This window comes from Promicromonospora sp. NPDC057488 (genome assembly GCF_042802395.1).
Classification (GTDB): domain Bacteria; phylum Actinomycetota; class Actinomycetes; order Actinomycetales; family Cellulomonadaceae; genus Promicromonospora.
This window is the reverse complement of record NZ_JBHVEG010000095.1, coordinates 1-24713: the sequence shown is the minus strand read 5'-3', so window position 1 is coordinate 24713 and position 24713 is coordinate 1. Positions and strand designations below refer to the sequence as shown.

Below are 24713 nucleotides of genomic sequence, written 5' to 3'. Positions count from 1 at the left end.
GCGCCCTTGTGGATGCCGGCCCTGAGCCGATCGCACGTGTGCGCGTCTGCGCGTGTCCGTCAGTCCTCCGACGGCGGCCGCAGGAGTCCGCGCTCCTCAGGCGCCATGACATTGAGGATGCGGTTCAGGTCCTCGACCGACGCGAACTCGACGGTCATGCGGCCCTTGTTCTTGCCGAGGGCCACCTTGACGCGCGTCTCGAACCGGTCGGAGAGCCGGGTCGCCAGCTCGTCCACGGCCTCGAACCGAGTACCGGCCCGAGGCGCCTTGCGGGCCTTGCTGCCGGTGCCGTCGGACTCCGTGAGCATCACGATCTCCTCGGTCGCCCGGACCGAGAGTCCCTCCGACACGATGCGCTGCGCGAGCCGCTCGATCTCGGCGCCGTCGCTCAGCCCGAGCAGGGCACGGGCGTGGCCGGCCGAGAGCACGCCGGCGGCGACGCGGCGCTGGACCAGCGGGGGCAGACGCAGCAGGCGAAGCGTGTTGGAGATCTGCGGACGGCTGCGCGCGATCCGGTTCGCCAGCTCCTCGTGGGTGCAGTCGAAGTCGTCGAGCAGCTGCCGGTAGGCCGCGGCTTCCTCGAGCGGGTTCAGGTTCGACCGGTGCAGGTTCTCCAGGAGCGCGTCCCGGAGCATGTCCCCGTCGTCCGTGTCCCGGACGATTGCCGGGATGGTCTCCAGTTCGGCGGCCTGCGTCGCACGCCAGCGCCGCTCACCCATGATGAGCTCGTACTCGCCCGGGTGATCCTTGTCCGGACGCACGACGATCGGCTGGAGGACACCGATCTCCTTGATCGACTCGACCAGCTCGTCGAGGTCACCCTCGTCGAAGACCGTCCGCGGCTGCCACGTGTTCGGCCGGATCGCGGTGACGGGCAGCTCGGCGAAGCGTGCGCCCGGCACGGGGACGAGGTCCAGCGTTTCACGTGAAACGGCCTCGGCCGCGCTCTCCTCCCGGCTGAAGAAGGCATCGTCCAGCGCCGACGCGCTGCTGCTGTCGGCCTCGTTCGCTACCGAGAGACGACCGCTGGCGATCGCGGAGTCCCACTTCACGGTGCTCGGCCGCGGCCCCGTGTTCTTGGGTGTCTTCTTCTCGGGCGCCGGCTCCGGGACTTGTTCCTCGGTCGCCGGGTCGATCGTCTGAGTCGAGGCGATGCCCGCGGACACCCCGTCAGTGGTGTCGGACGAGGTCGCGGAGTCGGCCGTGGGGTCGGCCGGAGCGATCGTGGGAGTGGGTCGCTCCTCGACGACAGTGGCGACCGAGCCACCCGACGCACCGTCGGCGCCATCCAGCTCCCCTGCTGCGGAAGCCCGCTCGTCCAGCTCCGGACCCGTCGGGATCAGGGCGCCCAGGCCCCGCCCGAGCCCGCGTCGCTTCGCAGTCATCGTGTCTCCTCGTCGGTTCCGGTCCGACGCCGAGCGCGGACGGGCTTCATCTCGTACACGGGATGCAACGCACCTCGTTCGTCACTGCCGATCATCAGTCCTGCGCTCCGACCGTCTCCGCCTTCATGCGGCGCGGGCTCGAGCCACCCTGCCCGCGCTCGGCGAGTTCCCGGGACGACTGAAGATACGCGAGTGCTCCCGTGGATGTCGGGTCGTAGGTCATCACCGTCTGGCCGTAGCTCGGAGCCTCCGAGATGCGGACCGAGCGCGGGATCGTCGTCTTGAACGTCTCCGCCGGGAAGTGCGACCGCACCTCCCCCGCGACCTGCTGGGCCAGGTTGGTCCGGCCGTCGTACATCGTCAGCAGGATCGACGAGACCCGGAGCTCCGGGTTGAGGTGGGACCGGATGAGGTCGATCGTCTTGAGCAGCTGGCTCAGCCCCTCGAGCGCGTAGTACTCGCACTGGACGGGGATGAAGACCTCACGGCCGGCGACGAACGCGTTCACGGTGAGGAGGCCCAGGCTCGGCGGGCAGTCGATGAGCACGTAGTCGATGCGCTCCTCCCCTGCCGCGACGCGGTCGTCCAGGTACTTGTCGAGCGCCTTGCGGAGTCGCGTTTCACGTGAAACAAGGGAGATCAGCTCGATCTCGGAACCCGACAGGTCGATCGTCGCGGGCACGCCCCAGAGGTTGGGGATGTCCGGGCATTCCTGCACGGTGTTTGCCAGGGGCTCGCCCTCGACCAGGATCTCGTAGACCGAGGGCGTGCCCGCACGGTGTTCGATGCCGAGCGCCGTCGAGGCGTTGCCCTGCGGGTCGTTGTCGATCACGAGGACGTTCAGCCCGGACTGCGCGAGCCCGGCGGCGATGTTGACCGTGGTCGTCGTCTTGCCGACGCCGCCCTTCTGGTTCGCCACCGTGATGATGCGGGTCTTCGGGGGGCGAGGGAACTTCCGCCCCTGAAGTTCGATGCGTCGGCGAGCGTCCATTGCGAGCTCGGCGGCGACAGGAGTCGTCTCGTCAACGGCCGGGACGGTTGCGATGAGGGCCGAACGCCGCTCGTCATCGCCACCGTGCGGGCCGCCCGTGGGCTGCTGAGTGCCATTGGGCGTCTGCGCGGACCCGGGCGTTTCACGTGAAACACCGGGAGCGGAGAGGCCCTGCACAGGAATCGGATCCGTCACGCGGACACTGTAATCGCTGCCCCCGACATCTGGCTCGGACTCGGGCGCGGTTTCTCCGTCGAAATGTGTGAATTCAGCGTCCACGAACTCCACCATCTCGTCGTCCAGCACCATCGTGCTCGAACCGAACACCGCGGGCGCGGCGTTCACCGCCGCGTCGAGCGCCTCACTCGCCCGCTTGATCGCATCCTCCGGGATCCGCTGGTTGGGCAGCTCCTCCATGAGGTCCGGGTCGACGGCGACGCCGTTCGTCTCCGCGGTCGCCTCCCGTTGGCCAGCTGCCGGCTCCAGGACTGCTTCCATCATCGTGTCGTTCTCCAGGACCTCTGCCACGTGGGTGCTCTCGTCGTCTTGCGTCGGCGCCGCCTGGGTGACCGACTCGATCAGCTGGTTGAGTACGGCGACGTTCTTTCCATCGGGGTCCGGCCGGTCCTGACCCCAGACATCGTGCCGCGGGCGACCGCTCACGATCTCAGCTGCCGGAGGCGCCATGTCCACCGACGAGGGAACTGCTTCTGGAGCTGCGGGTTCGGCGCCGGCGCGGTCCTCGGCGACAGACTCCGGTCCCACGGTGTCCTGGGCGGGCGCAGCTGCAGCATGGTCTGCTGGCGGCCATGCTTGCTCTGGATCCGCAGCGATCCGAGCTTCTGCGAGCACGGCGCCGAGCAGCGCGCTGTCGACGGCGGCGGCTTCCGCGCCCTCCCCTGCCTGGCTGTGCGGCTGGGCATCCTCAGCGGTTGCCGGCCCAGGGTCGGTAGCGGTCGACTCGGATCCGGCCGGTCCAGCGATCGTCACGACGGAGGGCGCGTCAGGGCCTTCAGGCGGAGAGTCGCTGGCCGGCTCGACGGCGGAGCCCTCCACCGGTCCAGGCTCCGAACCGGGTGTCTCGACATCGGCCTCTCGTTCGGCGCCGGTGACCGAGGGCTCCGTCCCGTCGTGCCCATCGAGAGTCGCGCCGTCCTCGTTCGTCCCGCTGGTTGCCTCGGCCGCCACCGTGGCTTCCCGCGGTGCCGCCGGTCCAGCATCCGGAGCGTCAGCGCGCCCGGACCCGGCACCGTCCGTGGATGCCGTCCCCGGCGTCGAGCCCGAGGCGGCGTCTGCGCCTGCTATGTCGCTCGGCACGGCGATGCCTGATGCGGGAGAGTGCGGTGCCGGAGCCCCGCGCTCGGATCCGGACGTCCCCGCATCTCGGACGCCGTCGCCCGCTGCTCCGCTACCGCCCGGGGCCGGGCCGGCGTCACGCTCGGACGCGACAGGTCCAGAAACGGACGACTCGGACGTATCTTCCGCCGCTGCGCGCGCCGCTACAGCCGCAGCCGCCGCCGCTCGCTTGGACTTTCGTCTGAAGAAGCACACCCGTGTAACGCTACGGTCGCGCCCCTGTTCAAGCGTGCCGAAACGCCGTCGCGCAAGGGATCAGATGTCACCCGCGGGGCATTCTCTGCCGACCACACGGCGCCCTCTCGAATCGGCCGGTGCGATCGGTCTGTTTCACGTGAAACGTGAACCTGGCCCTTGGTGCGATGCGAGGCGGGGCTGCATCTCACGAGGTCTTCCAGGGATCTACGCCGAGCCGGGCGATCCGCCCTTGGCCGGCCCGCCCCTTTCTCTCTCGTTCGCACTGACGCCTCAGGTGTCCCCGTGAGCGGTGCGGTCGAAAGAGCCAAGCGCCGGGCGCTGTTTCACGTGAAACGGCGCGCTCGGATCAGCGCTCGAGAGCCGGCCGGAGAAAGCCCCTCGGCCCGCACCTCGCGCGTCACCGCTATGGCGGAACTGGTATGCCCCCTCGGGCTGACGCTCCGCCTATCCTCGAAGCGCCCAGGTAGGTCTGACTCCACGCAGGGAGGCGTCTTGTCCAGACTCAGCACCCGAGCCACCGCACTCATCACCGCGTTCACAGCAGCACTCGTGCTCGGCTTCGCAGCCCCGGCCAGCGCGGCCACCTTCCTCACCCACGCACAAGCGACCAGTCAGCTCAGCGCTGCCGGCATCAGCTGGACATCGAGCGGCGGGTGCAGCGATCGCAACGTCGCCACCTGCACCTCGTTCGAGCAGGTACGGCAGACAAGCATCGACGGGATCAAGACCCTGCGCTCCGCCAGCGGCTGCGCCATCACGATCACGGGCGGCACCGAGACCGGTCACTCGGGCGGCACCTACAGTCACTGGAACGGCTACAAGCTCGACATCCGGCCGACCACCTGCATCGACAACTACATCACCAGCAACTTCACGTACGTCGGGTACATCTCCGGCTGGGGCTACCAGTACCGCTCCGGCGCCGGGAACCTGTACACCGACGAGGGCAACCACTGGGACATCCTCTACTACAACTGCGGCGGCTGCTGAGGTCCGGGCAGTCCACGGCGCCGCGCGGCAACGCACGGCCGGCAAGTACGAGCATGCAGAACGGGAGCGGTCGCCACACCGGCGGTCGCTCCCGTTCCACGTGAAACATCGCTACTTGCTGCGCCGCACCCGCAGGATCGTCGTCGTCTCGACGCCCTCCACCGTGGACCCTTCGAGGATCTCCGGCTCGGCAGCCGCGAACTTGCGCAGCACCTTGCGGGCCGGCTCGATCTCCTCCGCCACGTTGCGCCCCTTGAGGATCACCAGCTCGCCGCCCACCCGGACCAGCGGCATGCTCAACCGGACCAGCTTCGACAGCGCGGCGACCGCCCGCGACGTGACCGCGTCGGCCTCGAACGCGTCGTGATACTCCTCGGCCCGGCCACGCTTCACCTGGACGTTGGTGAGCCCGAGCTCGGCGACCACCTCGCCGAGCCAGGTCGTACGCCGCTCCATCGGCTCCACCAGGATGACTTCGAGCTCGGGCCGCATCACCGCGATCACGATCCCAGGCAGGCCCGCCCCTGACCCGATGTCCGCGACCGACCCGCTCGTGGGCAGGTACGGAACCACGGCCGCGGAGTTCAGGATGTGCCGCTCCCAGATGCGCGGCACCTCGCGCGGCCCGATCAGCCCACGCAGCTCGCCCTGGTCCCGGAGCAGCTCCGCGTAACGAGCCACGCCGTCGTACGCGTCACCCAGGTACGCCTTGACCGTGTCGCTCGCGCCGAGCGTCTCGCCGTCGAACAACTCGGCGTCGGTCGCGCCGGCCTCCCCTGCCACGTCCGAACCTTCCACGTCCCCGTCCTCCACTCGCTGTCGAAAAGTAGCCAAACACACCGAGGGCCGGTGCACGTCCTCGGACGCGCACCGGCCCTCGGCCGAAGCCATCTGCTCAGTCGGTGACCGCGGCCGACGTCCCGGCCGGCTGGACCACGACGTACCGCTCTGGCTCCACGCCCCGCGAGTCGCTGACCAGGCCGGACGCGGCGACGGCGTCGTGCACGACCTTGCGCTCGAAGGCGTTCAGCGGCTCGAGCTCGACCTCTTCGCCCGAAGCCTGCACCTGCTCGACGGCCTTCTCCGCGATACGGGTGAGCTCCACCCGGCGCGCGGCACGGTAGCCACCGATGTCGAGCATCAGCCGGCTCCGGTCCCCGGTCCGCGTCTGCACGGCCAGGCGGGTGAGCTCCTGCATCGCGTCGAGCACCTCGCCCTCACGCCCGATCAGGTGCGACAGGGACGAGGGGTCGTCCGCGACCACCTCGACCGCGGCGCGGTCGTGCTTGATGTCGAGGTCGATGTCACCGTCGAGGTCGGCGATGTCGAGGAACTCCTCGAGGTAGTCGGCGGCGATCTCGCCCTCCTCCTCGAGGCGCTTGGTGCGGTCCTCCGGATCGGCGACCGTGGCCGCGGGATCGGGGGCGGCCGTACCTGTGCTCGCGTTCATCGAGTCTCCTCCTACTTCTTCTGCTTGCGCTTGCCCGACGACGACGAGGTCGCCCCCGGCGCGGTACCGGACTGCTTGGGCTTCGATCCCGGCTGCGGGCCGGTCTGCTTGGGCGAACCGGACTGCTTCGGCGTGCCGGGCTGCTTCGACTTGGCGACCTGCTGCTTGTCGGCAGGTGCATCGGCCGGTGCGTCAGTCGCATCCTGCGGTGCCGCCTGGGCGATCGCCGGGCGCGTGGCCTCCGGACGAGTCGCGCCCTTCTGCCGGTTCTTGCGCTTCGGCTGAACGCGCTGGCCGCTCTTCGGCTCCTCGACCACCGGGACCTCGTCCTCGACGACCGTGCCGTTCCGGGCGGCCTTGCGCGCGGCCTTGGCAGCCTGCCGCTCCTTCATCTGCTTCTCCGCGACAGAACCAGGCGTCGGCATCCGCTTGATCGTGTAGTACTGCTGCCCCATGGACCAGAGGTTGGTGACGGTCCAGTAGATCAGGACACCGACCGGGAAGTTCACACCGGAGATCGCGAAGACGATCGGCAGCATGTAGAGCATCAGCTTCTGCGTCTGCGCCATCGGGCCCTCGAGGGCCGACGGCGGCATGTTCTTCATCGTGAGCTGGCGCTGCGTGGTGAAGGTCGTGACGCTCATCGCGACGATCAGCACGATGACCACGATGCGCGAGGTCATCGAGTCGGTCTGCAGGAAGACGTCGCTCAGCTGGGCGCCGAACAGCGTGGACGACTCGATGTCACCGGCGACGTCGCGGGAGATCGGGCCGATCGGGTCCGCGGTGCCCTCGGAGATCTGCTTGAGGCTGTTCAGCACACGGAACAGGGCGAAGAAGATCGGCGACTGCAGCAGGATCGGCATGCACGAGGCGAACGGGTTGGTCCCGTGCTTCCGGTACAGCTCCATCGTCTCGCGCGTCATGTTCTCGCGGGACGCCGGGTCCGTCTTGCCCTTGTACTTCTTCTGCACGGCCTGCAGCTCGGGCTGGATCATCTGCATCCCGCGCGAGGCCTTGATCTGCTTGAAGAACAGCGGGATGAGCAGCACACGGATGACGATCACGAGGGCGACGATCGACAGCACCCACGCCGTACCCGGGCCGCTGGACATCCCGAGCGTCGTGAAAAGCCAGTGCGAGCCGTAAATGATCCAGGCTACGACCCATTCAATCGGGTAGAGGAAGGCGAAGAAGTCCATCGGTCAAGAAGCTCCAGTGTTGGTGACGCGAAGTCTGCGGTGGGTGCGAGGGGGTCGTGTACGGCGGCACGGACCGGGGCAGGTCAGCCCTCGGCGTGAGTGTGCGTGCCGCGCGCCGGCGGCACGTCGTCGACGCCGCCGAGACTCCACGGGTTGCACCGCAGCAGGCGCCACAGCGCGAGACCGAGCCCGCGCAGCGCACCATGGCGACGGAGCGCGATCACGGTGTACTGCGAGCAGGACGGGTAGTACTTGCAGCTAGGAGGGCTCATCGGGCTGATGAACGCCTGGTAGAACCGGACCATCCCCACGAGGAGCGTCACCGGGAGCCGGCCGATGAGCGATGGCTCGCGCACCGGTGCCTCACCCTCGGGTGCGGGGATGGTGGTCATCTCTTCCCGTCTCCGGAAGCGCGTGCGACGGCACGGCGCAAGCACGAGTCGAGGTCACGATCGAGGTCCGCGTAGGTCGCGCCCGCCGACGGCGGAAGAGCACGCACGACGGCCCGAGCGGATTCGGGCAGCACTGAGAGCTGGCCGAGCGCCGCGGCACGGAGCCGGCGCTTCACCAGGTTGCGCTGCACGGAGTTACCCACAGCCTTGGAAACGACAAAACCGACCTGGGGAGTTCCCGATCCCGGATCCGAGACGCTTTCGTCCGGAACCAGGAGGTGAACCACCAAGGTCGATCGACCTGCGCGCGTGCCGCGGCGCACCGTCCGCTCGAAGTCGACGGAACGGCGCAGACGGTGCGCCGCGGGCAACATGGCTCAGGCTGAGAGCTCGGCGCGACCCTTGCGACGGCGAGCCGCCAGGATGGCGCGACCGGCACGGGTGCGCATGCGCAGCCGGAAGCCGTGGGTCTTCGCACGACGGCGGGTGTTCGGCTGGAAGGTCCGCTTGCTCACGAGGTACTCCAAGAACGTCGGGGTAGGCACACCGTCTGTCCTCGACGATGCAGTGAATGGTGGCCGCTCAATACATCGATCGGCCTAGCCGACCCGGGGCCTGGTCCACCGGACGTGGCCGACGTCTGAGGACGTGGCACGAAATCCGAGAGTGGGCGCGCAGAAGTACCTGGAACGGCTGTCTGACGTTACGCCGACGGGACCCTCCGGGTCAAACCAGAACGGCGGGATCATGCGTGTCGGACGCGCCACACCGCGCGCCCCGGAGGCCTTCGTCCCCAACCCGTCCGCGCAGGCTACGTACCACTTACCCAGCCATGATCCCCGCCATCCACAACCTGTGGACAACTGTGTGGACGGTGCTCCATCATGGCAGACTCCAACACACCCCCAGCATCGCGCACCACCCCACGCACGAGACGAAGGAAAGCCAGTGGCCAACCCGGACGAGAACATCGGCGACGTCTGGGCGCAGACCCTGACAGCGCTCGAGGCCCGGCCCGACATGAGCCCCCGGCAGCTCGCCTTCATCCGTCTCGCCAAGCCGATGGCAGTGCTGGACGACATGGTCTTCATCGCCGTGCCGCACGAGCAGACGCGCACCTACCTGGAGACCGCCGTCCGCGACGACCTGGTCTCCGCCATGTCCTCGGTACTCGGCCGGGACGTCCGCTTCGGCATCACCGTGGACCCCGAGCTGAGCAGCAGCACGCTCGCCGGCCCGTCGCAGATCTCCGGCCCGGCCGCGCTCTCCCTCGAGCAGGAGCCGCCGGAACCCGAGCAGGCGCAGATGCCGATCGCGCCGCAGCCCGCGCCCAAGCCGTCCGCCGAGCCCACCCGGCTGAACCCGAAGTACATCTTCGAGACGTTCGTCATCGGCTCGTCCAACCGGTTCGCGCACGCTGCCGCGGTCGCCGTGGCCGAGGCGCCGGCCAAGGCGTACAACCCGCTCTTCATCTACGGCGACTCGGGGCTGGGCAAGACCCACCTGCTGCACGCCATCGGGCACTACGTCCACAACCTGTATCCACACATCCGGGTGCGGTACGTGAACTCCGAGGAGTTCACCAACGACTTCATCAACAGCATCGGCGAGGGCAAGGCGGGCGCGTTCCAGCGCCGGTACCGCGACGTCGACGTGCTCCTCATCGACGACATCCAGTTCCTGCAGGGCAAGGAACAGACGATGGAGGAGTTCTTCCACACCTTCAACGCGCTGCACAACGCCAACAAGCAGGTCGTCATCACGTCCGACGTCCCGCCCAAGCAGCTCAACGGGTTCGAGGACCGGCTCCGCTCCCGCTTCGAGTGGGGCCTCATCACCGACGTCCAGCCCCCGGACCTCGAGACCCGCATCGCCATCATGCGCAAGAAGGCGGCGAGCGAGCACCTCGACGTGCCGGCCGAGGTCCTCTCCTACATCGGCTCGCGGATCTCGACGAACATCCGTGAGCTGGAGGGCGCGCTGATCCGCGTGACCGCGTTCGCCAACCTCAACCGGCAGCAGGTCGACCTGGCGCTGGCGGAGATAGTCCTCAAGGACCTCATCACCGACGACGACGACACGGCGGAGATCACTCCCGCCGTCGTGATCGCGCAGACGGCCGCGTACTTCGGCCTCACCATCGACGACCTGTGCGGCTCGTCACGCTCCCGCGTGCTGGTCACCGCCCGGCAGATCGCCATGTACCTGTGCCGTGAGCTCACCGACCTGTCGCTGCCCAAGATCGGCCAGCAGTTCGGCGGCCGCGACCACACCACGGTCATGCACGCGAACAAGAAGATCGCCGGCCAGATGGCCGAACGCCGCTCGACCTACAACCAGGTCACCGAGCTCACCAGCCGGATCAAGCAGCAGCAGCGCGGCTGACGGGCCCTCCCGACCGTCCCAGGCTGTCCCCGAGCCGTCTCCGTGCTCTGCGTGAGGCCCGTCGTCCCCTGGACGCCCACAGGGCTCGAACCTGCCTGTGAAATCCGGCATAGCCCGCAGTTCGGCACGTATCCCCACCCCTGTGCACAGCCCCTCCGGCGCACAGGGGTGTTGCGTATACGCACCTCCACAGGTCTGTCCACACACAGATCCGCGGATTCCGGCGACTCCGATCAGGTTGTCCCCAGCACTGTGGACAGGGTCTGTGCAGAAACTGGTCCGCCGCGCTGACCAGCCCATACACACCTGGGGACAAGCCTGTGGACGGGTGTGGATGAAGGCCTGTTTTCTGTGGGCGACGAGACCCGAATCGGTGGACAGCCTGTGTGTAAAAACTGGCCGTCCACAGTGGTCCCTAGTTCATGCACAGATGGACCCACAGTTCCTCCACAGGCAGAAATGGCACCTGACCTGCGGAAAGACACGATTTCCCCAGTTTCCACAACACCGACTACTACTACGACAGTTATCTATCAGGGGGGAATCCACACGCCTTCATAAGGCGATCGGGCGCTCGGACGCCGGTTCGAACACTAGTACGAGACGCCTCGAGAAGTCCATCCACAGCCCCTGTCTATCGAGTGCCGCCCGGTCCTCAACTCGCGTAGGGTTTCCCTCGACAGTCCAGGAACAAGAGGAGATGCAACGGCATGAAGTTCAGGGTCGAGCGCGACGTCCTCGCCGATGCCGTGACATGGACCGCTCGCACGCTCCCCACGCGCCCGCCGGCTCCGGTCCTCGCCGGCGTCCGGATCGAGGCCGACGCACAGGGCGTGATCAACCTCGCGAGCTTCGACTACGAGACGTCCGCGCGGTCGGAGATCCCCGCTGAGGTCGCAGAGCCGGGCACCGTGCTGGTCTCCGGACGACTGCTCGCCGAGATCTCCCGCGCGCTGCCCAACAAGCCTGTGGACGTGGCACTCGAGGGCAGCAAGGTGATCGTCACCTGCGGCGCCAGCCGGTTCACCCTCCTCACCATGCCTGTGGACGAGTACCCCGCGCTCCCGGGTCTCCCCGAGGTCAGCGGCACCGTCTCGGGCGACGCGTTCACCCACGCCGTCGCGCAGGTGACCGTCGCGGCCAGCCGGGACGACACACTCCCCCTGCTCACCGGCGTGCGGGTGGAGATCGAGGGCGAGCGCATCACCCTCCTGTCCACGGACCGCTACCGCCTCGCCCTGCGTGAGCTGACGTGGACCCCGGCCACCCCGGGCTTCTCCGCCGTCGCGCTCGTGCGGGCCCGCACGCTCAACGACGTCGCCAAGTCGCTCGGCTCGGGCGGCGGTCTCGTGAACGTCGGTCTGTCCACAGGCCAGGGCCTCGACCTTGTGGGTTTCGAGGCCGGCGGCCGGCAGACCACGTCCCAGCTCGTCGACGGCGACTACCCCGCCGTCCGCCGGCTCTTCCCGGACAGCACCCCCATCCACGCCGTCGTCGCCACCGCGCCGCTGATCGAGGCCGCCAAGCGCGTGAGCCTCGTCGCGGAGCGCAACACGCCGATCCGCCTCTCCTTCAGCGAGGGACAGGTCGTGCTGGACGCCGGACAGGGTGACGACGCGCAGGCGTCCGAGGCCCTGGAGGCCGTGCTCGTCGGCGAGGACATCGCCGTCGCGTTCAACCCGCAGTTCCTGCTGGACGGCCTGGGCGCGCTGGGCACGGACTTCGTCCGGCTGTCCTTCACGCACCCGAACAAGCCGGTGGAGTTCACCGGCCAGGGCAGCCTGGACGGCGAGGACGACTCGGCTTACCGGTACCTGCTGGTGCCGATCCGCTTCACCGGCTGACGGTCGGCCGCGCCGCCCCTCGGGGCCGGAGCGGTCCAGTGCATCCACAGCACCGTCAGCAAGCACCAAGGCGGCCGCCACGAGCGACCCCGTCGAACGACCCTGGAGGATTTCACGCACATGGTTACCCACATCGGCCTGGTCGGCCTCGGGAAGATGGGCAACAACATGCGGGCCCGCCTCCGCAAGGGCGGCATCGAGGTCACCGGGTTCGACCCGCGGCCCGAGGTGTCCGACGTCGCGACGCTCGCCGACCTCGCCGCCGCGCTCCCCGAGGAGAAGCGGGTCGTCTGGGTGATGGTGCCGGCCGGTGAGCCCACGCGCGGGGTCCTCGACCAGCTCGGGGAGATCCTGTCCGAGGGCGACATCGTGATCGAGGGCGGCAACTCCCACTACGTCGAGGACCAGGAGCGGGCCGCGGAGCTCGCCAAGAACGGGATCGGCTACCTCGACGTCGGCGTGAGCGGCGGTGTCTGGGGCCTCGAGAACGGCTACGGCCTGATGGTCGGCGGCGCTGCCGCGGACGTCGAGAGCGTCCTGCCGGTCTTCGACGCGCTGCGCCCCGAGGGGCCCCGCGAGGAGGGCTTCGTCCACGCGGGCGGGGTCGGGGCCGGGCACTACGCCAAGATGGTCCACAACGGCATCGAGTACGGCCTCATGCAGGCCTACGCCGAGGGCTACGAGCTCCTGGCGGCCAAGTCCGACCTGATCACCGACGTGCACGGCACGGTGCGTGCCTGGAGCCGCGGGACGGTCGTCCGTTCCTGGCTGCTCGACCTCATGGTCAAGGCGCTGGAGGAGGACCCGAAGCTCGCCCTGCTGGACGACTGGGTCGACGACTCGGGCGAGGGCCGCTGGACCGTGGACGAGGGCATCGACCTGGCCGTTCCGCTCCCCGTGATCTCCGCCGCGCTGTTCGCGCGGTTCGCCTCCCGCCAGGAGCAATCGCCGGCGATGAAGGCCGTGGCCGCGCTCCGCCAGCAGTTCGGCGGGCACGCGGTCAAGTCGGCGGAGTAGCGGCCGGGACGTACGATCTCCTACCGATGTACGTCTCCCACCTCTCCCTGCTGGACTTCCGGTCGTACGCGTCGGCCGACGTGGAGCTCGAGCCCGGGGTCAACGCCTTCGTAGGGCGCAACGGCCGCGGCAAGACCAACCTCGTCGAGGCGATCGGGTACGTCGCGACCCTGGGCTCGCACCGGGTCGCCACGGACGCACCGCTGGTGCGTTCGGGCGCGGAGCGCGCGGTGGTGCGGACCCGGATCGTGCGGGGCGACCGGGCGAGCACGGTCGAGCTGGAGATCACCCAGGGCAAGGCGAACCGCGCCAGGATCAACCGGGGCCAGCCGGTCCGGGCGCGAGACGTGCTGGGGGTCCTGCGGACGGTCCTGTTCGCCCCCGAGGATCTCGCCCTGGTGAAGGGCGACCCGGACGGTCGTCGGCGTTTCATGGACCAGCTGCTGGTCCTGATGATGCCGCGGATGTCGGCGGTGCTCTCGGACTACGAACGCGTGCTGCGGCAGCGGTCGGCGCTGCTCAAGTCGGCCCGGTCGGCGAGGCGCTCGGGTGGCTCGTCCCGCTCCGAGAGCTCGGCGGCCGCCGAGCTCGCGACGCTCGACGTCTGGGACGCCCGGCTCGCCGAGCTGGGGGCGGAGATCCTGTCGCTGCGGGTCCAGCTGGTGCACGCGCTCCGTCCCGCGGTCGCCGCGGCGTACGAGCAGGTGAGCGACGCCGACGGTGACGCGGAGATCGCCTACCGGTCGTCGCTCCCGGCGCTCTCGGACGACAATCCACCGGACTTGTCCACAGGCTCTGGGGATAACTTTTCGGACGTCGCAGGCCTCCGTGACCTGCTGCTGGAGGCTCTGGCCGCGGCCCGTCCGCAGGAGCTCGAGCGCGGCGTGAGCCTGGTCGGACCGCATCGGGACGACCTCGTCCTGACACTCGGCGGGCTACCGGCCAAGGGGTACGCGAGCCATGGCGAATCGTGGTCGTTCGCGCTCGCACTGCGGCTCGCATCGTTCCGTCTGCTGGGCGGGGATCCGCAGAATTCGGCGGATTCACCCGCATTCTGGGACCCGGATCTCGGCACCGACGCCGACCCGGTGCTCATCCTCGACGACGTGTTCGCCGAGCTCGACGTCCGACGCCGGCAGCGCCTCGCGGACCTGGTGCTGCCGGCCCGACAGGTGCTCGTCACGGCGGCCGTGCCCGAGGACATCCCGGCGGCGCTCGACGGCGTACGGTTTCACGTGGAACCCGGGACGGTGACCCGTGACTGATGAATCTCCACAGGGGCCTGTGGATAACTCTGAGCCCCCGCTGACCCCGCCGTCAGAGGTCGCGCGCGCGGCGCTGAACCGTGCCAAGGCGGCGGCTCGCGCCCGCGGGCTGCGGCCCGGATCGCCCTCCCGCCGCTCTCCCCTGGCCGAACCCCGGTCGAGCGGTTCGGGCCCCGGGGCGCGGGATCCACAGCTCCTCGGCGCGGTCGTGGGCCGGCTGCTGCGGGAGAAGGGCTGGACCGAGGAGGTGTCCGTCGGCGGCGTCGTGGGCCGCTGGCGCGAGGTGGTGGGCTCGGAGATCGCCGACCACTGCACACCCGAGACGTTCGAGGACAAGGTCCTCGTGGTGCGCGCGGACTCCACCGCCTGGGCGACCCAGCTCCGGCTGCTGGTGCCGAACCTGATCCGCCGTATGGCCGAGGAGATCGGCGAGGGCGTCGTCGAGGAGGTCACGGTCCTCGGCCCCGCGGGCCCTGGCTTCCGGCGCGGTCCGCGCTCGGTGCGCGGACCGGGTCCGCGCGACACCTGGGGCTGACTCCGCCCGGATATCCACAGATATCCACAGACGCACGCTCACGCGTCCACAGACGCACGAAGGGCTCCCCGGCCGAAGCCGGGGAGCCCTTCTCTGCTCAGCTGCGCCGTGGCGTCAGCCAGGAGCGATCAGCTCACGCGTTGTGCTGCATGCGCTTGCGGGCCCAGACCAGGGCGACGCCACCGATGGCCAGCAGCGCGGCGAACGCGATGGCGCCACCGACGGTCGCACCGGTCGCGGCGAGCTCCTCGGTCTCCGCGGGCGCGGGGCTGGGCGAGGCGGACGGCTCGTCGACGGGCGGCACGGAGGCCTCCTCGGTCGGCTCGACCGAAGGCTCGGACGGCTCCGGCGTCGGCTCGCACTCCTCCTCGATCACGATGAACTCGGTCGGCAGGAGAGCGGTGCCGTCCTCCTGGAGGACGTAGTTGCCCAGGTCCTCCGGGAAGGTGTTCTTGTCGGGCGACACGAGCGTGGCGACGATACCGGCCTCGGTCTTGGCGTAGGTGATCGTCGCGGTGTTCTCGGGGAGCACGACGTCGTCCAGGCTGGCGGCGCAGCCCGCGACCGTCTCCGGCGTGGCCGGGTGAACGGCCTCGAGGGGCGGCGTGGTCTCGCACGCCGTCGTCTCGCCGTTCTGCTGGTAGTCGTAGCGGTCGTTGTCGTGCGCCTGCACGTCGATCGACCACACGTGGTCCGCGGTGCGGGAGATCGGGTAGGACTTCACGAACTCGCGGTCGAACGTGGTCGTCTCGACCTCAGTACCGTCGATGACGACCGTGAGGTCGGCACCGGAGTACTGGCGGAGGTCCACGTTCACAGAGCCGCAGTCGGCGGTGACGTTGGGGGTGTGTGCGGAGGCGGGGGCGGCGCTGGCGATCATGCCGCCGAATGCCAGGATGGCGAGGGTTCCGCCGGCGAGAAGCTTCTTCACTCTTGTTGCCCTTCGAAAGTGAGGGTGCGCGAGCGCGCGCGCATGTGACCGGTCGGTGCCATTAGAGCAGAAAAAGAGAAATCAACGAAATGTCTCCTTCTGCGTATAAATTTTCTGACCTTCGTCAGGCAGTGACATTGCGATTCGGTGAGGATCTGCATGCACGGATGCCCTCGGGGCATGCCCGTGACATGCCCGTGACACGTGCTCCGGGGAGCCGGCGGACGACGCTGTCCGGAAGTTGCGATCGAGGCCCGGCTCCGACTCCGGTCAACACCTGGACCGAGGGACCGATCAAGCACCGGAACGGCGCTCCGGAGGCCTGATCCGAACCCCTCCAGGGCCCCAGAAATCACCCTGTGGAGAAAGGTTGTGGAGGAGTGGCTACAAACACCCCAGGATCCCGGGTTTTCGCCGCTCAGAAGGTAGTATGAGGGGGTCAACCGCGCCGGGTTCCCAGGAACGTCCTGAGGGCCCGGAACGCTGAGCACCGACGAGCCGTCGGACCGTGCATAGCACCCGAGCAGGCCGGGGCCCCACCGGGTCCGAGCCACTCGTGCCGTAGCTGGTACGTCCGTCGTCGTGCACATCGTGTGCCTGAAAGACGAGGAGCAACCCCGCCCGTGACAGAGCGAATCGACGGCGGCTACGACGCCGGGAACATCACAGTCCTGGAAGGTCTCGAGGCCGTTCGTAAGCGACCGGGCATGTATATCGGATCAACCGGTGAGCGTGGGCTCCACCACCTTGTGTACGAGATTGTGGATAACGCTGTGGACGAGGCTCTCGCGGGCCACGCCACCGAGATCGACGTGCGCCTTCTGGCCGACGGCGGGGTGCGAGTCACCGACGACGGCCGCGGTATCCCGGTCGCCATGCACCCGACCGAGGGCAAGCCCACGCTTGAGGTCGTGATGACGATCCTGCACGCCGGCGGAAAGTTCGGCGGTGGCGGTTATGCCGTCTCCGGCGGCCTGCACGGCGTCGGCATGTCCGTGGTGAACGCCCTGAGCTACCGGTTCATCTCCGAGGTGCGCCGCGACGGGTTCAACTGGCGCCAGGAGTACACCGACGGCGGCAACCCGATCACCGGCGTCGAGAAGCTCGAGCCGCTCGGCCCCGACGAGCACACCGGGACCACCCAGACGTTCTGGGCCGACGGCAGCATCTTCGAGACCACCGAGTACGACTTCGAGACCCTCCGGGCGCGGTTCCAGCAGTACGCGTTCCTGAACAAGGGCCTGAAGATCACGCTGACCGACGAGCGCGCGGGGCACTCCGCCGCGACCGACGAGGTCACGGGCGCGGAGCCCGCGGTGGCGGCCGACGGCGTCGAGCAGGTCGCCGACGGGCAGGCCGATGCCGACGGGACCACCCCGGACGCGCAGGGTGCCGATGCCTGGCGCACCGTCACGTACAAGTACGACGACGGCCTCATGGACTACGTGCACCACCTGAACTCGGCGAAGCGCGTGGAGCTCATCCACCCCGACGTGATCTCGTTCGAGAGCGAGGACACCGAGCGCAAGATCTCCGTCGAGGTCGCGCTCCAGTGGACCAGCGCCTACAGCGAGTCGGTGCACACCTTCGCCAACACGATCTCCACCACCGAGGGCGGTACGCACGAGGAGGGCTTCCGTGCGGCGATGACCACGCTGGTCAACAGCTACGCGCGGGACAAGGGGATCATCAAGGAGAAGGACGAGAACCTCACGGGTGACGACATCCGCGAGGGCCTGACCGCCGTCATCTCCGTCAAGCTCGGCGAGCCGCAGTTCGAGGGCCAGACCAAGACGAAGCTCGGCAACACGGAGGCCAAGACCTTCGTGCAGCGCGTCGTGCGCGAGCAGCTCGTCGACTGGTTCGACGCCCACCCGAACGAGGCGCGCGACGTCATCCGCAAGGCGATCCAGGCCTCCCAGGCCCGCATCGCGGCGCGCAAGGCCCGCGAGGCCACCCGCCGCAAGGGAATCCTCAACGGCGGCGGCATGCCGGGCAAGCTCAAGGACTGCCAGTCGCGCTTCCCCGACGAGTGCGAGATCTACATCGTCGAGGGCGACTCGGCCGGCGGTTCGGCGGTACGTGGGCGCAACCCGCACAACCAGGCGATCCTGCCGCTGCGCGGCAAGATCCTGAACGTCGAGCGCGCCCGCCTCGACAAGGCGCTGTCGAACGCCGAGGTCCAGGCGCTGATCACGTCCTTCGGGACGGGCATCGGCGAGGACTTCGACATCACGAAGCTGAAGTACCACAAGATCGTGCTCATGGCCGACGCCGACGTGGACGGCCAGCACATCTGCACCCTGCTGCTGACGCTGCTGTTCCGCTACATGCGTCCGCTGATCGAGCACGGCCACGTGTACCTCGCGCAGCCGCCGCTCTACCGGATCAAGTGGAGCAACGCCCCGCACGACTACGTGTACTCGGACCGGGAGCGCGACGCGTTCCTGGAGGCCGGCGCCGCGCAGGGCAAGCGGATCCCCAAGGACAACGGCATCCAGCGTTACAAGGGTCTCGGCGAGATGGACTACTCCGAGCTCTGGGACACCACGATGGACCCGGACCACCGGACGCTGCTGCAGGTGACCATGGACGACGCGGCCGCGGCCGACGAGATCTTCTCGGTGCTCATGGGCGAGGACGTCGAGTCCCGCCGCACCTTCATCCAGCGGAACGCCAAGGACGTGCGGTTCCTCGATATCTGAGGAGTGAGCTTGCGAGCCCCGCAAGAGATCGATGACAGCTCGGGCCATCTGACGCGTTGTCCGGTCCGCGGGCGAGAGCTCCGGATGACCTCGACGTGAGACGAAGTGACACGCCCATCGGCGTGGAAAGGAAGTACAGACGGTGACGGACGAGACCCCCGGCGTGGAGAACTCCGACGACGGCACTCCCGTGGAGGACGCGCGCGTAGCGGTCCACCACGGCCGCGTCGAGCAGGTGGACCTGCAGCTGGAGATGCAACGGTCGTACCTCGACTACGCGATGAGCGTGATCGTGGGGCGCGCGCTGCCCGACGTGCGGGACGGCCTCAAGCCGGTGCACCGCCGCGTCATCTATGCGATGTACGACGGCGGCTACCGCCCCGACCGCGCGTTCTCGAAGTGCTCGCGCGTCGTGGGCGACGTCATGGGCAAGTACCACCCGCACGGTGACACCGCGATCTACGACACCCTGGTGCGCCTGGTGCAGGACTGGGTCCTGCGCTACCCGCTGGTCGCGGGCCAGGGCAACTTCGGCTCACCGGGCAACGACCCGGCCGCCGCCCCGCGGTACACCGAGTGCAAGATGGCGCCGCTCGCCATGGAGATGGTGCGCGACATCGAGAAGGGCACCGTCGACTTCCGGCCCAACTACGACGGGCGTACCCAGGAGCCCGTCGTGCTCCCGGCGCGCATCCCGAACCTGCTGGTCAACGGCTCGGCCGGCATCGCCGTCGGCATGGCCACCAACATCCCGCCGCACAACCTGCGCGAGGTGGCCGAGGGTGTCCGCTGGCACCTGGCCCACCCCGACGCGTCGCGCGAGGAGCTGCTCGAGGCGCTCCTGCAGCGGATCAAGGGCCCTGACTTCCCCTCCGGCGCGCAGATCCTGGGCCACAAGGGCATCGAGGACGCCTACCGAACCGGTCGCGGCTCCATCACGATGCGCGCTGTGGTCAGCGTCGAGGAGATCCAGAACCGGATCTGCCTGGTCGTCACCGAGCTGCCGTACATGGTCAACCCGGACAACCTGGCGTCGAAGATCGCGGACCTCGTGAACGACGGCCGGATCCAGGGCATCGCCGACATCCGCGACGAGACGTCGGGCCGCACCGGCCAGCGCCTCGTGATCGTGCTCAAGCGCGACGCCGTGGCGAAGGTGGTGCTGAACAACCTCTACAAGCACACGCCGCTGCAGGAGAACTTCAGCGCCAACATGCTCGCGCTGGTCGACGAGGTGCCCCGCACCCTCAGCGTCGACGCCTTCGTGCGGCACTGGACCACGCACCAGATCGAGGTCGTGCGCCGGCGCACCGAGTACCTCCTCAAGGAGGCGCAGGACCAGATCCACATCTACGACGGTTACCTCAAGGCGCTCGACGCGCTCGACGAGGTCATCGCCCTGATCCGGCGCTCCCCCGACGTCGACGAGGCGCGCACGGGCCTGATGGACCTGCTCACGATCGACGAGCAGCAGGCCAACGCCATCCTGTCGATGCAGCTGCGCCGCCTGGCGGCCCTCGAGCGGCAGAAGATCCTCGACGAGCACGCCAAGCTGCGCGCCGAGATCGAGGACTACCTGGACATCCTCGCCAAGCCGGAGCGCCAGCGAGCCATCGTGGGCGAGGAGCTCGACGAGGTCACCGACCGCTGGGGCGACGAGCGCCGCACCACGATCCTCCCGTACGACGGCGACATGTCCATGGAGGACCTGATCCCCGAGGAGGACGTGGTCGTCACGATCACGCGCGGCGGGTACGCCAAGCGGACGCGGACGGACAACTACCGCTCGCAGAAGCGCGGCGGCAAGGGTGTGCGTGGCACGCAGCTGCGCGAGGACGACATCGTGGACCACTTCTTCACGACGACGACCCACCACTGGATGCTGTTCTTCACCAACCTCGGCCGGGTCTACCGCGCCAAGGGCTACGAGCTCCCCGAAGGCGGCCGTGACGCGAAGGGCCAGCACGTCGCCAACCTGCTGGCCTTCCAGCCCGGCGAGAAGATCGCCCAGGTGCTCGACATCCCCGACTACGAGGCAGCGGACTACCTGGTGCTCGCCACCCGGCGCGGCCTCGTCAAGAAGACCCGCCTGAGCGAGTACAACTCGCCGCGTTCCGGCGGCCTCATCGCGATCAACCTGCGGGAGGACGCCGACGGCGCCGCGGACGAGCTGGTCTCGGCCCGCCTCGTGAACGCCGACGACGACCTCATCCTCGTGTCGCGCAAGGGCCAGTCGATCCGCTTCCACGCGGACGACGAGTCGATCCGTCCGCTCGGCCGCGCGACGTCGGGTGTCACCGGCATGAAGTTCCGCGAGGAGGACGAGCTGCTGTCCGCCGACGTGGTCATCGACGGTGCCGACCTGTTCGTCGTCACCGAGGGCGGGTTCGCCAAGCGCACCCGGATCTCGGAGTACCGGATCCAGGGCCGTGGTGGCCTCGGCATCAAGGTCGCCAACCTCGTGGAGGCGCGCGGCGACCTCGTGGGCGCGCTCGTGACCCACGCGGACGACGAGGTGCTGGTCATCATGGAGCGCGGGAAGATCGTGCGTTCGGCCGTCGCAGAAGTTAACCTCACCGGCCGGAACACCCAGGGGGTAACCTTCGCAAAGCCGGACAAGGGGGACAGGATCATCGCCGTCGCGCGCAACGCGGAGCGTGAGGACGCGGGCGATGCGGTGGGAGCCCTGGACGAGAACTCCGACGGCGAACCCACCGAGCGGGTTACCGTGGAAGAGAATCCGACCCCCGACGAAGTTCCGAGCACCCCTGAGCAGGACAGCACCGGACGCGAGGACAGCTGATGACGAGTGACAAGAACGGGCACGTGCGCATCGCGACGCCTTCGCTCGAAGAGGACCTGGAGATCACCCGGGACCGCAAGGACGTGACGGAGGAGTCGGCCACGGCCGAGACCCCGGACACGGAGTCGGCAGGGGCCGACTCGGAGAAGGGCTCCGCGTCGAACGGTTCGGCCAGGACCACGCCGGCCGCCTCCGGCGGCTCGGCGAGCACCGGGGACGCCTCGGGCCAGGCCAAGGACGGCGAGAAGCCGTCCGAGCCGATCGTGGTCGCCTCGCCGGCGAAGACGGCCCCGGCCAAGGCCGAGGGCAAGCCCCCGGCACCGCCCGCTCCCGGCGACTCCACCACCGACGTCCCGACGACGGGGGGCGTCTGGCGGTCGGCGTACGAGGCCGGCAAGTCGGGCAAGGACCAGAAGTCGGCAGAGCCCACGTCGGCGTCGAACGGCGAGCCCAAGGACCAGGCGGGCCTGGTCTCGGCCATCGGGCGGGCCTCGGGAAAGAACGAGGCATCGACGGCGCAGAGCTCCACCGCGACCGAGCCCGACGCGAAGTCGTGGAACCGGGTGCCGGCGCCCAGCGCGCCGGTGAGCAGCCCGGCGGCGGCGCCGGCGGGTGCCGCGGACGGCGTGAAGGCCGGCGCGATGAAGGCGGCCCAGGCCGCCCTGGACGCTGCCCGCAGCGCGGCGAAGAAGGTGTCCTCGATCATGCCTGACGACGAGGGGCAGACGGCGTCGGCCCAGAACGAGCCCAAGCCGCGGCCCGAGATGCACTACACGGCCGCCGGCGTGCGCGGTACGGCCGTACCGACCGCGGACGGCCTCCCGGGGCAGCAGGCGCCCGCACAGCCGGCATCGACCCCGACGCCCGAGGTGCCGCGTCCGGCCCCGGCCGGACCCCGCCGCGTGCGCCTCGCGCTCTCCCGGGTGGACCCGTGGTCGGTCATGAAGCTCGCGTTCCTGCTGGCGGTCGCGGTCGCGATCATGACCGTGGTCGCCACCGCCGTCTTCTGGTCGGTGCTCAACAGCCTCGGTGTGTTCACCACGGTGCAGAGCTTCGTGGAGGACGCCGTCGGCCCGCAGAGCAACGTGAACCTCACGCAGTTCGTGGAGTTCCCCCGCGTCATCTCGCTGGCGACCCTGATCAGCATCTGCAACATCGTGCTGCTGACGGCGATCGCGACCATCATGGCGTTCCTGTACAACATCACGGCAGCACTCGTCGGCGGCGTGCACATGACGCTGACCGACGACTGATCCAGCAGTACCAGAGCGTTCCCGTGCGTCCTCGCGCACGGCCCGGCGCACGTCACACCGCGAACCATCATTTCGGTTTGGGACATCGTCCCTACCTGGGGTAATCTCCAGTGTCGCCAAGAGCGTGCGCAACGCTCTCGGGGCTATAGCTCAGACGGTTAGAGCGCTTCCCTGATAAGGAAGAGGTCGGAGGTTCAAGTCCTCCTAGCCCCACTCCAGGACCTGCAGAGGCTCCCCAGGAGGAACTCGTGAAGAAGCTGCTCGTACTGCTGCTGGCGGCCGGCGCCGGCTACATCCTCTGGCGCAAGCTGAGTGAGGACGCCGCAGGCCGCGATCTCTGGTCCGAGGTCACCGACTCGATCGACTGAGCGGTCCTCCATCGGGGCCATGGCGCAATTGGTAGCGCACCTGCTTTGCAAGCAGGGGGTTGGGGGTTCGAGTCCCCCTGGCTCCACCCCAGTGACCGAAGCCCGGATTCGTCCGGGCTTCGGTCATTTTTGCGTTCCGGGACGTCCCGGCTCTCATGGTAGGCGGCGCCCTGTCTGGGGAAACACGTACGCCCTGCTTGTGGGATACCCGTAGGTTCGGGCCGCTAGCGCGATTTTTCACCCCCAATCCGCTTCCGCCTACTGACAAGGCAGGACCCCTTCCATATCGTCGAGCAGCGAGGGGCAGCACCACCAAACTGTTCGGCCCCTCGTGAACCGAGGAGGACAGCGTGTCCCTGACCAGGAAGCTCATCGGCACCGCCGCCGCAGTGACCGCCGCCCTGGCGACTGTCGTGGTCGCCACGCCGACAGCCATCGCAGTGCCCGACACCATCCCGCTCACGATCACCAACGACTCCGGCCGGAGCGACCAGGTGTTCGTCTACGTCCTGGGCGAGACGGGTGGCCAGCTCGGCTACTCCGACGCCGAGGGGACGTTCCACCCCTGGCCCGACGTCGGAGGTGTGCCCGAGGCAGCACCCGACGCGTCCATCGCGGGGCCTGCGGACGGCCAGGACGTCACCATCCAGATGCCCAAGCTCTCCGGCCGGGTCTACTTCTCGTACGGCAGCAAGCTCGATTTCAAGATCGTCAACGACGGCCAGCTCGTGCAGCCCGCCGTGCAGAACCCGAGCGACCCGAACCGGGACATCCTGTTCAACTGGACGGAGTACACGCTCAACGACTCCGGGCTGTGGATCAACAGCACCCAGGTCGACTTCTTCTCGGCGCCGTACCAGACGGGCCTGCGCTCATCGAGCGGCGAGCTGATGCACACCGGGATGCTCAAGCCCGACGGCTGGGACAACGTGGTCTCCTCGCTCGCGCAGCAGGACGGCTGGGACGGCCTCGCGCAGACCGGCCCTGACGGGTCCGTGCTGCGGGTGCTCTCCCCCGGCCACGGCGTCGGCACGGGCCAGGTCGACGCGAACGTCCTGGCGGACTACGTCGACCGGGTGTGGAGCAAGTACTCGAGCGAGACGCTGACGGTCGTGCCCTACGGCGACCAGCCCGAGAAGAAGTTCCTCGGCACCGTCTCGGGCGACACGATGACGTTCACCGACACCTCGGGCGCCGTCGTCACGACGTTCCCGAAGCCGTCGGGTGAGTCGATCTTCGGGTGCGCGGGCGACCTCGCGGCGCCGAACAACGACATCGGCGCCATCGCACGCACGCTCTGCGCCGGGTTCAACCGGTCCTCGCTGCTCGACAGCAGCACGCAGCCGACCCAGGACCCGGCCGGTTTCTACCAGGACTCGGTGACGAACTACTACGCGAAGTTCATCCACGAGCAGATGGCGGACGGCAAGGCGTACGCGTTCGCGTTCGACGACGTCGTGGCGCAGGAGTCGCTGGTGCACGACGGTGACCCGACCGAGGCTTTCATCCAGCTCGACCCGTTCGCGGGCGCCGCCACGCCGATCGGCGGCTGACGCCCGGCACGAGCGGTTCGCGCACGACAGGAGGGCCCGGCCGAATCGGCCGGGCCCACCGGGAGTTCGGACCGCGACCTGAGGTCAGCT

Annotated in this window: 20 protein-coding genes and 2 tRNA genes; 13 read left to right on the top strand and 9 right to left on the bottom strand. The window is 68.8% G+C overall.

Annotated features, from left to right (window positions below):
• Positions 1–59: 59 nt before the first annotated feature.
• Together ACFU5G_RS18710 and ACFU5G_RS18705 are read right to left on the bottom strand one after the other, a co-directional pair.
• Positions 60–1385, bottom strand: coding sequence for a ParB/RepB/Spo0J family partition protein (locus ACFU5G_RS18710; RefSeq protein WP_377247994.1), 1326 nt, complete (start codon positions 1383–1385; stop codon positions 60–62).
• Positions 1386–1479: 94 nt separating this feature from the next.
• On the bottom strand, positions 1480–3564 hold the full coding sequence (locus tag ACFU5G_RS18705; RefSeq protein WP_377247991.1) for an AAA family ATPase: 2085 nt from the start codon (positions 3562–3564) through the stop codon (positions 1480–1482).
• Positions 3565–4422: 858 nt separating this feature from the next.
• Here ACFU5G_RS18705 and ACFU5G_RS18700 point away from each other — a divergent pair.
• Positions 4423–4920, top strand: coding sequence for a hypothetical protein (locus tag ACFU5G_RS18700; protein WP_377247988.1), 498 nt, complete (start codon positions 4423–4425; stop codon positions 4918–4920).
• Positions 4921–5031: 111 nt separating this feature from the next.
• Here the strand turns inward: ACFU5G_RS18700 and rsmG are convergent, their stop codons facing one another.
• The 6 genes from rsmG to rpmH all read right to left on the bottom strand — a co-directional run bounded on the left by rsmG (position 5032) and on the right by rpmH (position 8479).
• On the bottom strand, positions 5032–5703 hold the full coding sequence (gene rsmG, locus ACFU5G_RS18695; RefSeq protein ID WP_377247985.1) for a 16S rRNA (guanine(527)-N(7))-methyltransferase RsmG: 672 nt from the start codon (positions 5701–5703) through the stop codon (positions 5032–5034).
• A gap of 112 nt (positions 5704–5815) precedes the next feature.
• Positions 5816–6370, bottom strand: a complete 555-nt coding sequence (locus ACFU5G_RS18690) for a protein jag (RefSeq protein WP_377247982.1) — start codon at positions 6368–6370, stop codon at positions 5816–5818.
• A gap of 11 nt (positions 6371–6381) precedes the next feature.
• Positions 6382–7572, bottom strand: a complete 1191-nt coding sequence (gene yidC / locus ACFU5G_RS18685; protein WP_377247979.1) for a membrane protein insertase YidC — start codon at positions 7570–7572, stop codon at positions 6382–6384.
• A gap of 83 nt (positions 7573–7655) precedes the next feature.
• Positions 7656–7964 carry a membrane protein insertion efficiency factor YidD gene (gene yidD / locus ACFU5G_RS18680; protein ID WP_377247976.1) on the bottom strand — a complete coding sequence of 103 codons (309 nt, stop codon included), beginning with the start codon at positions 7962–7964 and terminating at the stop codon, positions 7656–7658.
• Entirely contained in the window at positions 7961–8338 is a 378-nt protein-coding gene (gene rnpA, locus ACFU5G_RS18675; protein WP_084468371.1) for a ribonuclease P protein component, read from the bottom strand. Before rnpA ends, yidD begins: the two co-directional genes overlap by 4 nt.
• A 3-nt stretch (positions 8339–8341) precedes the next feature.
• A complete protein-coding gene (gene rpmH / locus ACFU5G_RS18670) occupies positions 8342–8479 on the bottom strand; it encodes a 50S ribosomal protein L34 (RefSeq protein ID WP_026366030.1) in 138 nt (45 codons plus the stop codon).
• Between the two features lie 433 nt (positions 8480–8912).
• Here rpmH and dnaA point away from each other — a divergent pair, with 433 nt between their 5' ends.
• The 5 genes from dnaA (at position 8913) to ACFU5G_RS18645 (ending at position 15010) form a co-directional block, all read left to right on the top strand.
• Positions 8913–10349 (top strand): chromosomal replication initiator protein DnaA, encoded by a 1437-nt coding sequence (gene dnaA / locus ACFU5G_RS18665; protein WP_020017329.1) that lies wholly within the window; start codon positions 8913–8915, stop codon positions 10347–10349.
• A gap of 710 nt (positions 10350–11059) precedes the next feature.
• Positions 11060–12193 (top strand): DNA polymerase III subunit beta, encoded by a 1134-nt coding sequence (dnaN, locus tag ACFU5G_RS18660; protein ID WP_377247973.1) that lies wholly within the window; start codon positions 11060–11062, stop codon positions 12191–12193.
• Positions 12194–12313: 120 nt separating this feature from the next.
• Complete coding sequence (gnd, locus tag ACFU5G_RS18655; protein WP_377247970.1) at positions 12314–13210, top strand: phosphogluconate dehydrogenase (NAD(+)-dependent, decarboxylating); 897 nt, start codon at positions 12314–12316, stop codon at positions 13208–13210.
• Between the two features lie 26 nt (positions 13211–13236).
• Positions 13237–14475, top strand: a complete 1239-nt coding sequence (recF, locus tag ACFU5G_RS18650; protein WP_377247967.1) for a DNA replication/repair protein RecF — start codon at positions 13237–13239, stop codon at positions 14473–14475.
• A 19-nt stretch (positions 14476–14494) separates the two neighbouring features.
• The gene (locus ACFU5G_RS18645) at positions 14495–15010 is read left to right on the top strand and encodes a DUF721 domain-containing protein (RefSeq protein ID WP_377247964.1); all 516 of its coding nucleotides are present in this window, start codon (positions 14495–14497) and stop codon (positions 15008–15010) included.
• Between the two features lie 133 nt (positions 15011–15143).
• On the opposite strand, the gene ACFU5G_RS18640 is transcribed toward ACFU5G_RS18645, so the two are convergent.
• Positions 15144–15941 (bottom strand): hypothetical protein, encoded by a 798-nt coding sequence (locus ACFU5G_RS18640; protein ID WP_377247961.1) that lies wholly within the window; start codon positions 15939–15941, stop codon positions 15144–15146.
• Positions 15942–16564: 623 nt separating this feature from the next.
• Here ACFU5G_RS18640 and gyrB point away from each other — a divergent pair.
• The 7 genes from gyrB to ACFU5G_RS18605 all read left to right on the top strand — a co-directional run bounded on the left by gyrB (position 16565) and on the right by ACFU5G_RS18605 (position 24623).
• The gene (gene gyrB, locus ACFU5G_RS18635) at positions 16565–18646 is read left to right on the top strand and encodes a DNA topoisomerase (ATP-hydrolyzing) subunit B (RefSeq protein ID WP_377247958.1); all 2082 of its coding nucleotides are present in this window, start codon (positions 16565–16567) and stop codon (positions 18644–18646) included.
• 142 nt (positions 18647–18788) lie between these two features.
• Positions 18789–21449 carry a DNA gyrase subunit A gene (gene gyrA, locus ACFU5G_RS18630; RefSeq protein ID WP_377247955.1) on the top strand — a complete coding sequence of 887 codons (2661 nt, stop codon included), beginning with the start codon at positions 18789–18791 and terminating at the stop codon, positions 21447–21449.
• Positions 21449–22702 (top strand): DUF3566 domain-containing protein, encoded by a 1254-nt coding sequence (locus ACFU5G_RS18625; protein WP_377247952.1) that lies wholly within the window; start codon positions 21449–21451, stop codon positions 22700–22702. Before gyrA ends, ACFU5G_RS18625 begins: the two co-directional genes overlap by 1 nt.
• 139 nt (positions 22703–22841) lie before the next feature.
• Positions 22842–22915: transfer RNA gene (locus ACFU5G_RS18620), tRNA-Ile, on the top strand.
• Positions 22916–22950: 35 nt separating this feature from the next.
• Positions 22951–23070: a DLW-39 family protein gene (locus ACFU5G_RS18615; protein WP_020017321.1), complete on the top strand. Its 120-nt coding sequence runs from the start codon at positions 22951–22953 to the stop codon at positions 23068–23070.
• A gap of 13 nt (positions 23071–23083) precedes the next feature.
• Positions 23084–23156 (top strand) — tRNA-Ala (locus ACFU5G_RS18610).
• Positions 23157–23420: 264 nt separating this feature from the next.
• A complete protein-coding gene (locus ACFU5G_RS18605) occupies positions 23421–24623 on the top strand; it encodes a beta-1,3-glucanase family protein (protein ID WP_377247949.1) in 1203 nt (400 codons plus the stop codon).
• Positions 24624–24713: the final 90 nt, after the last annotated feature.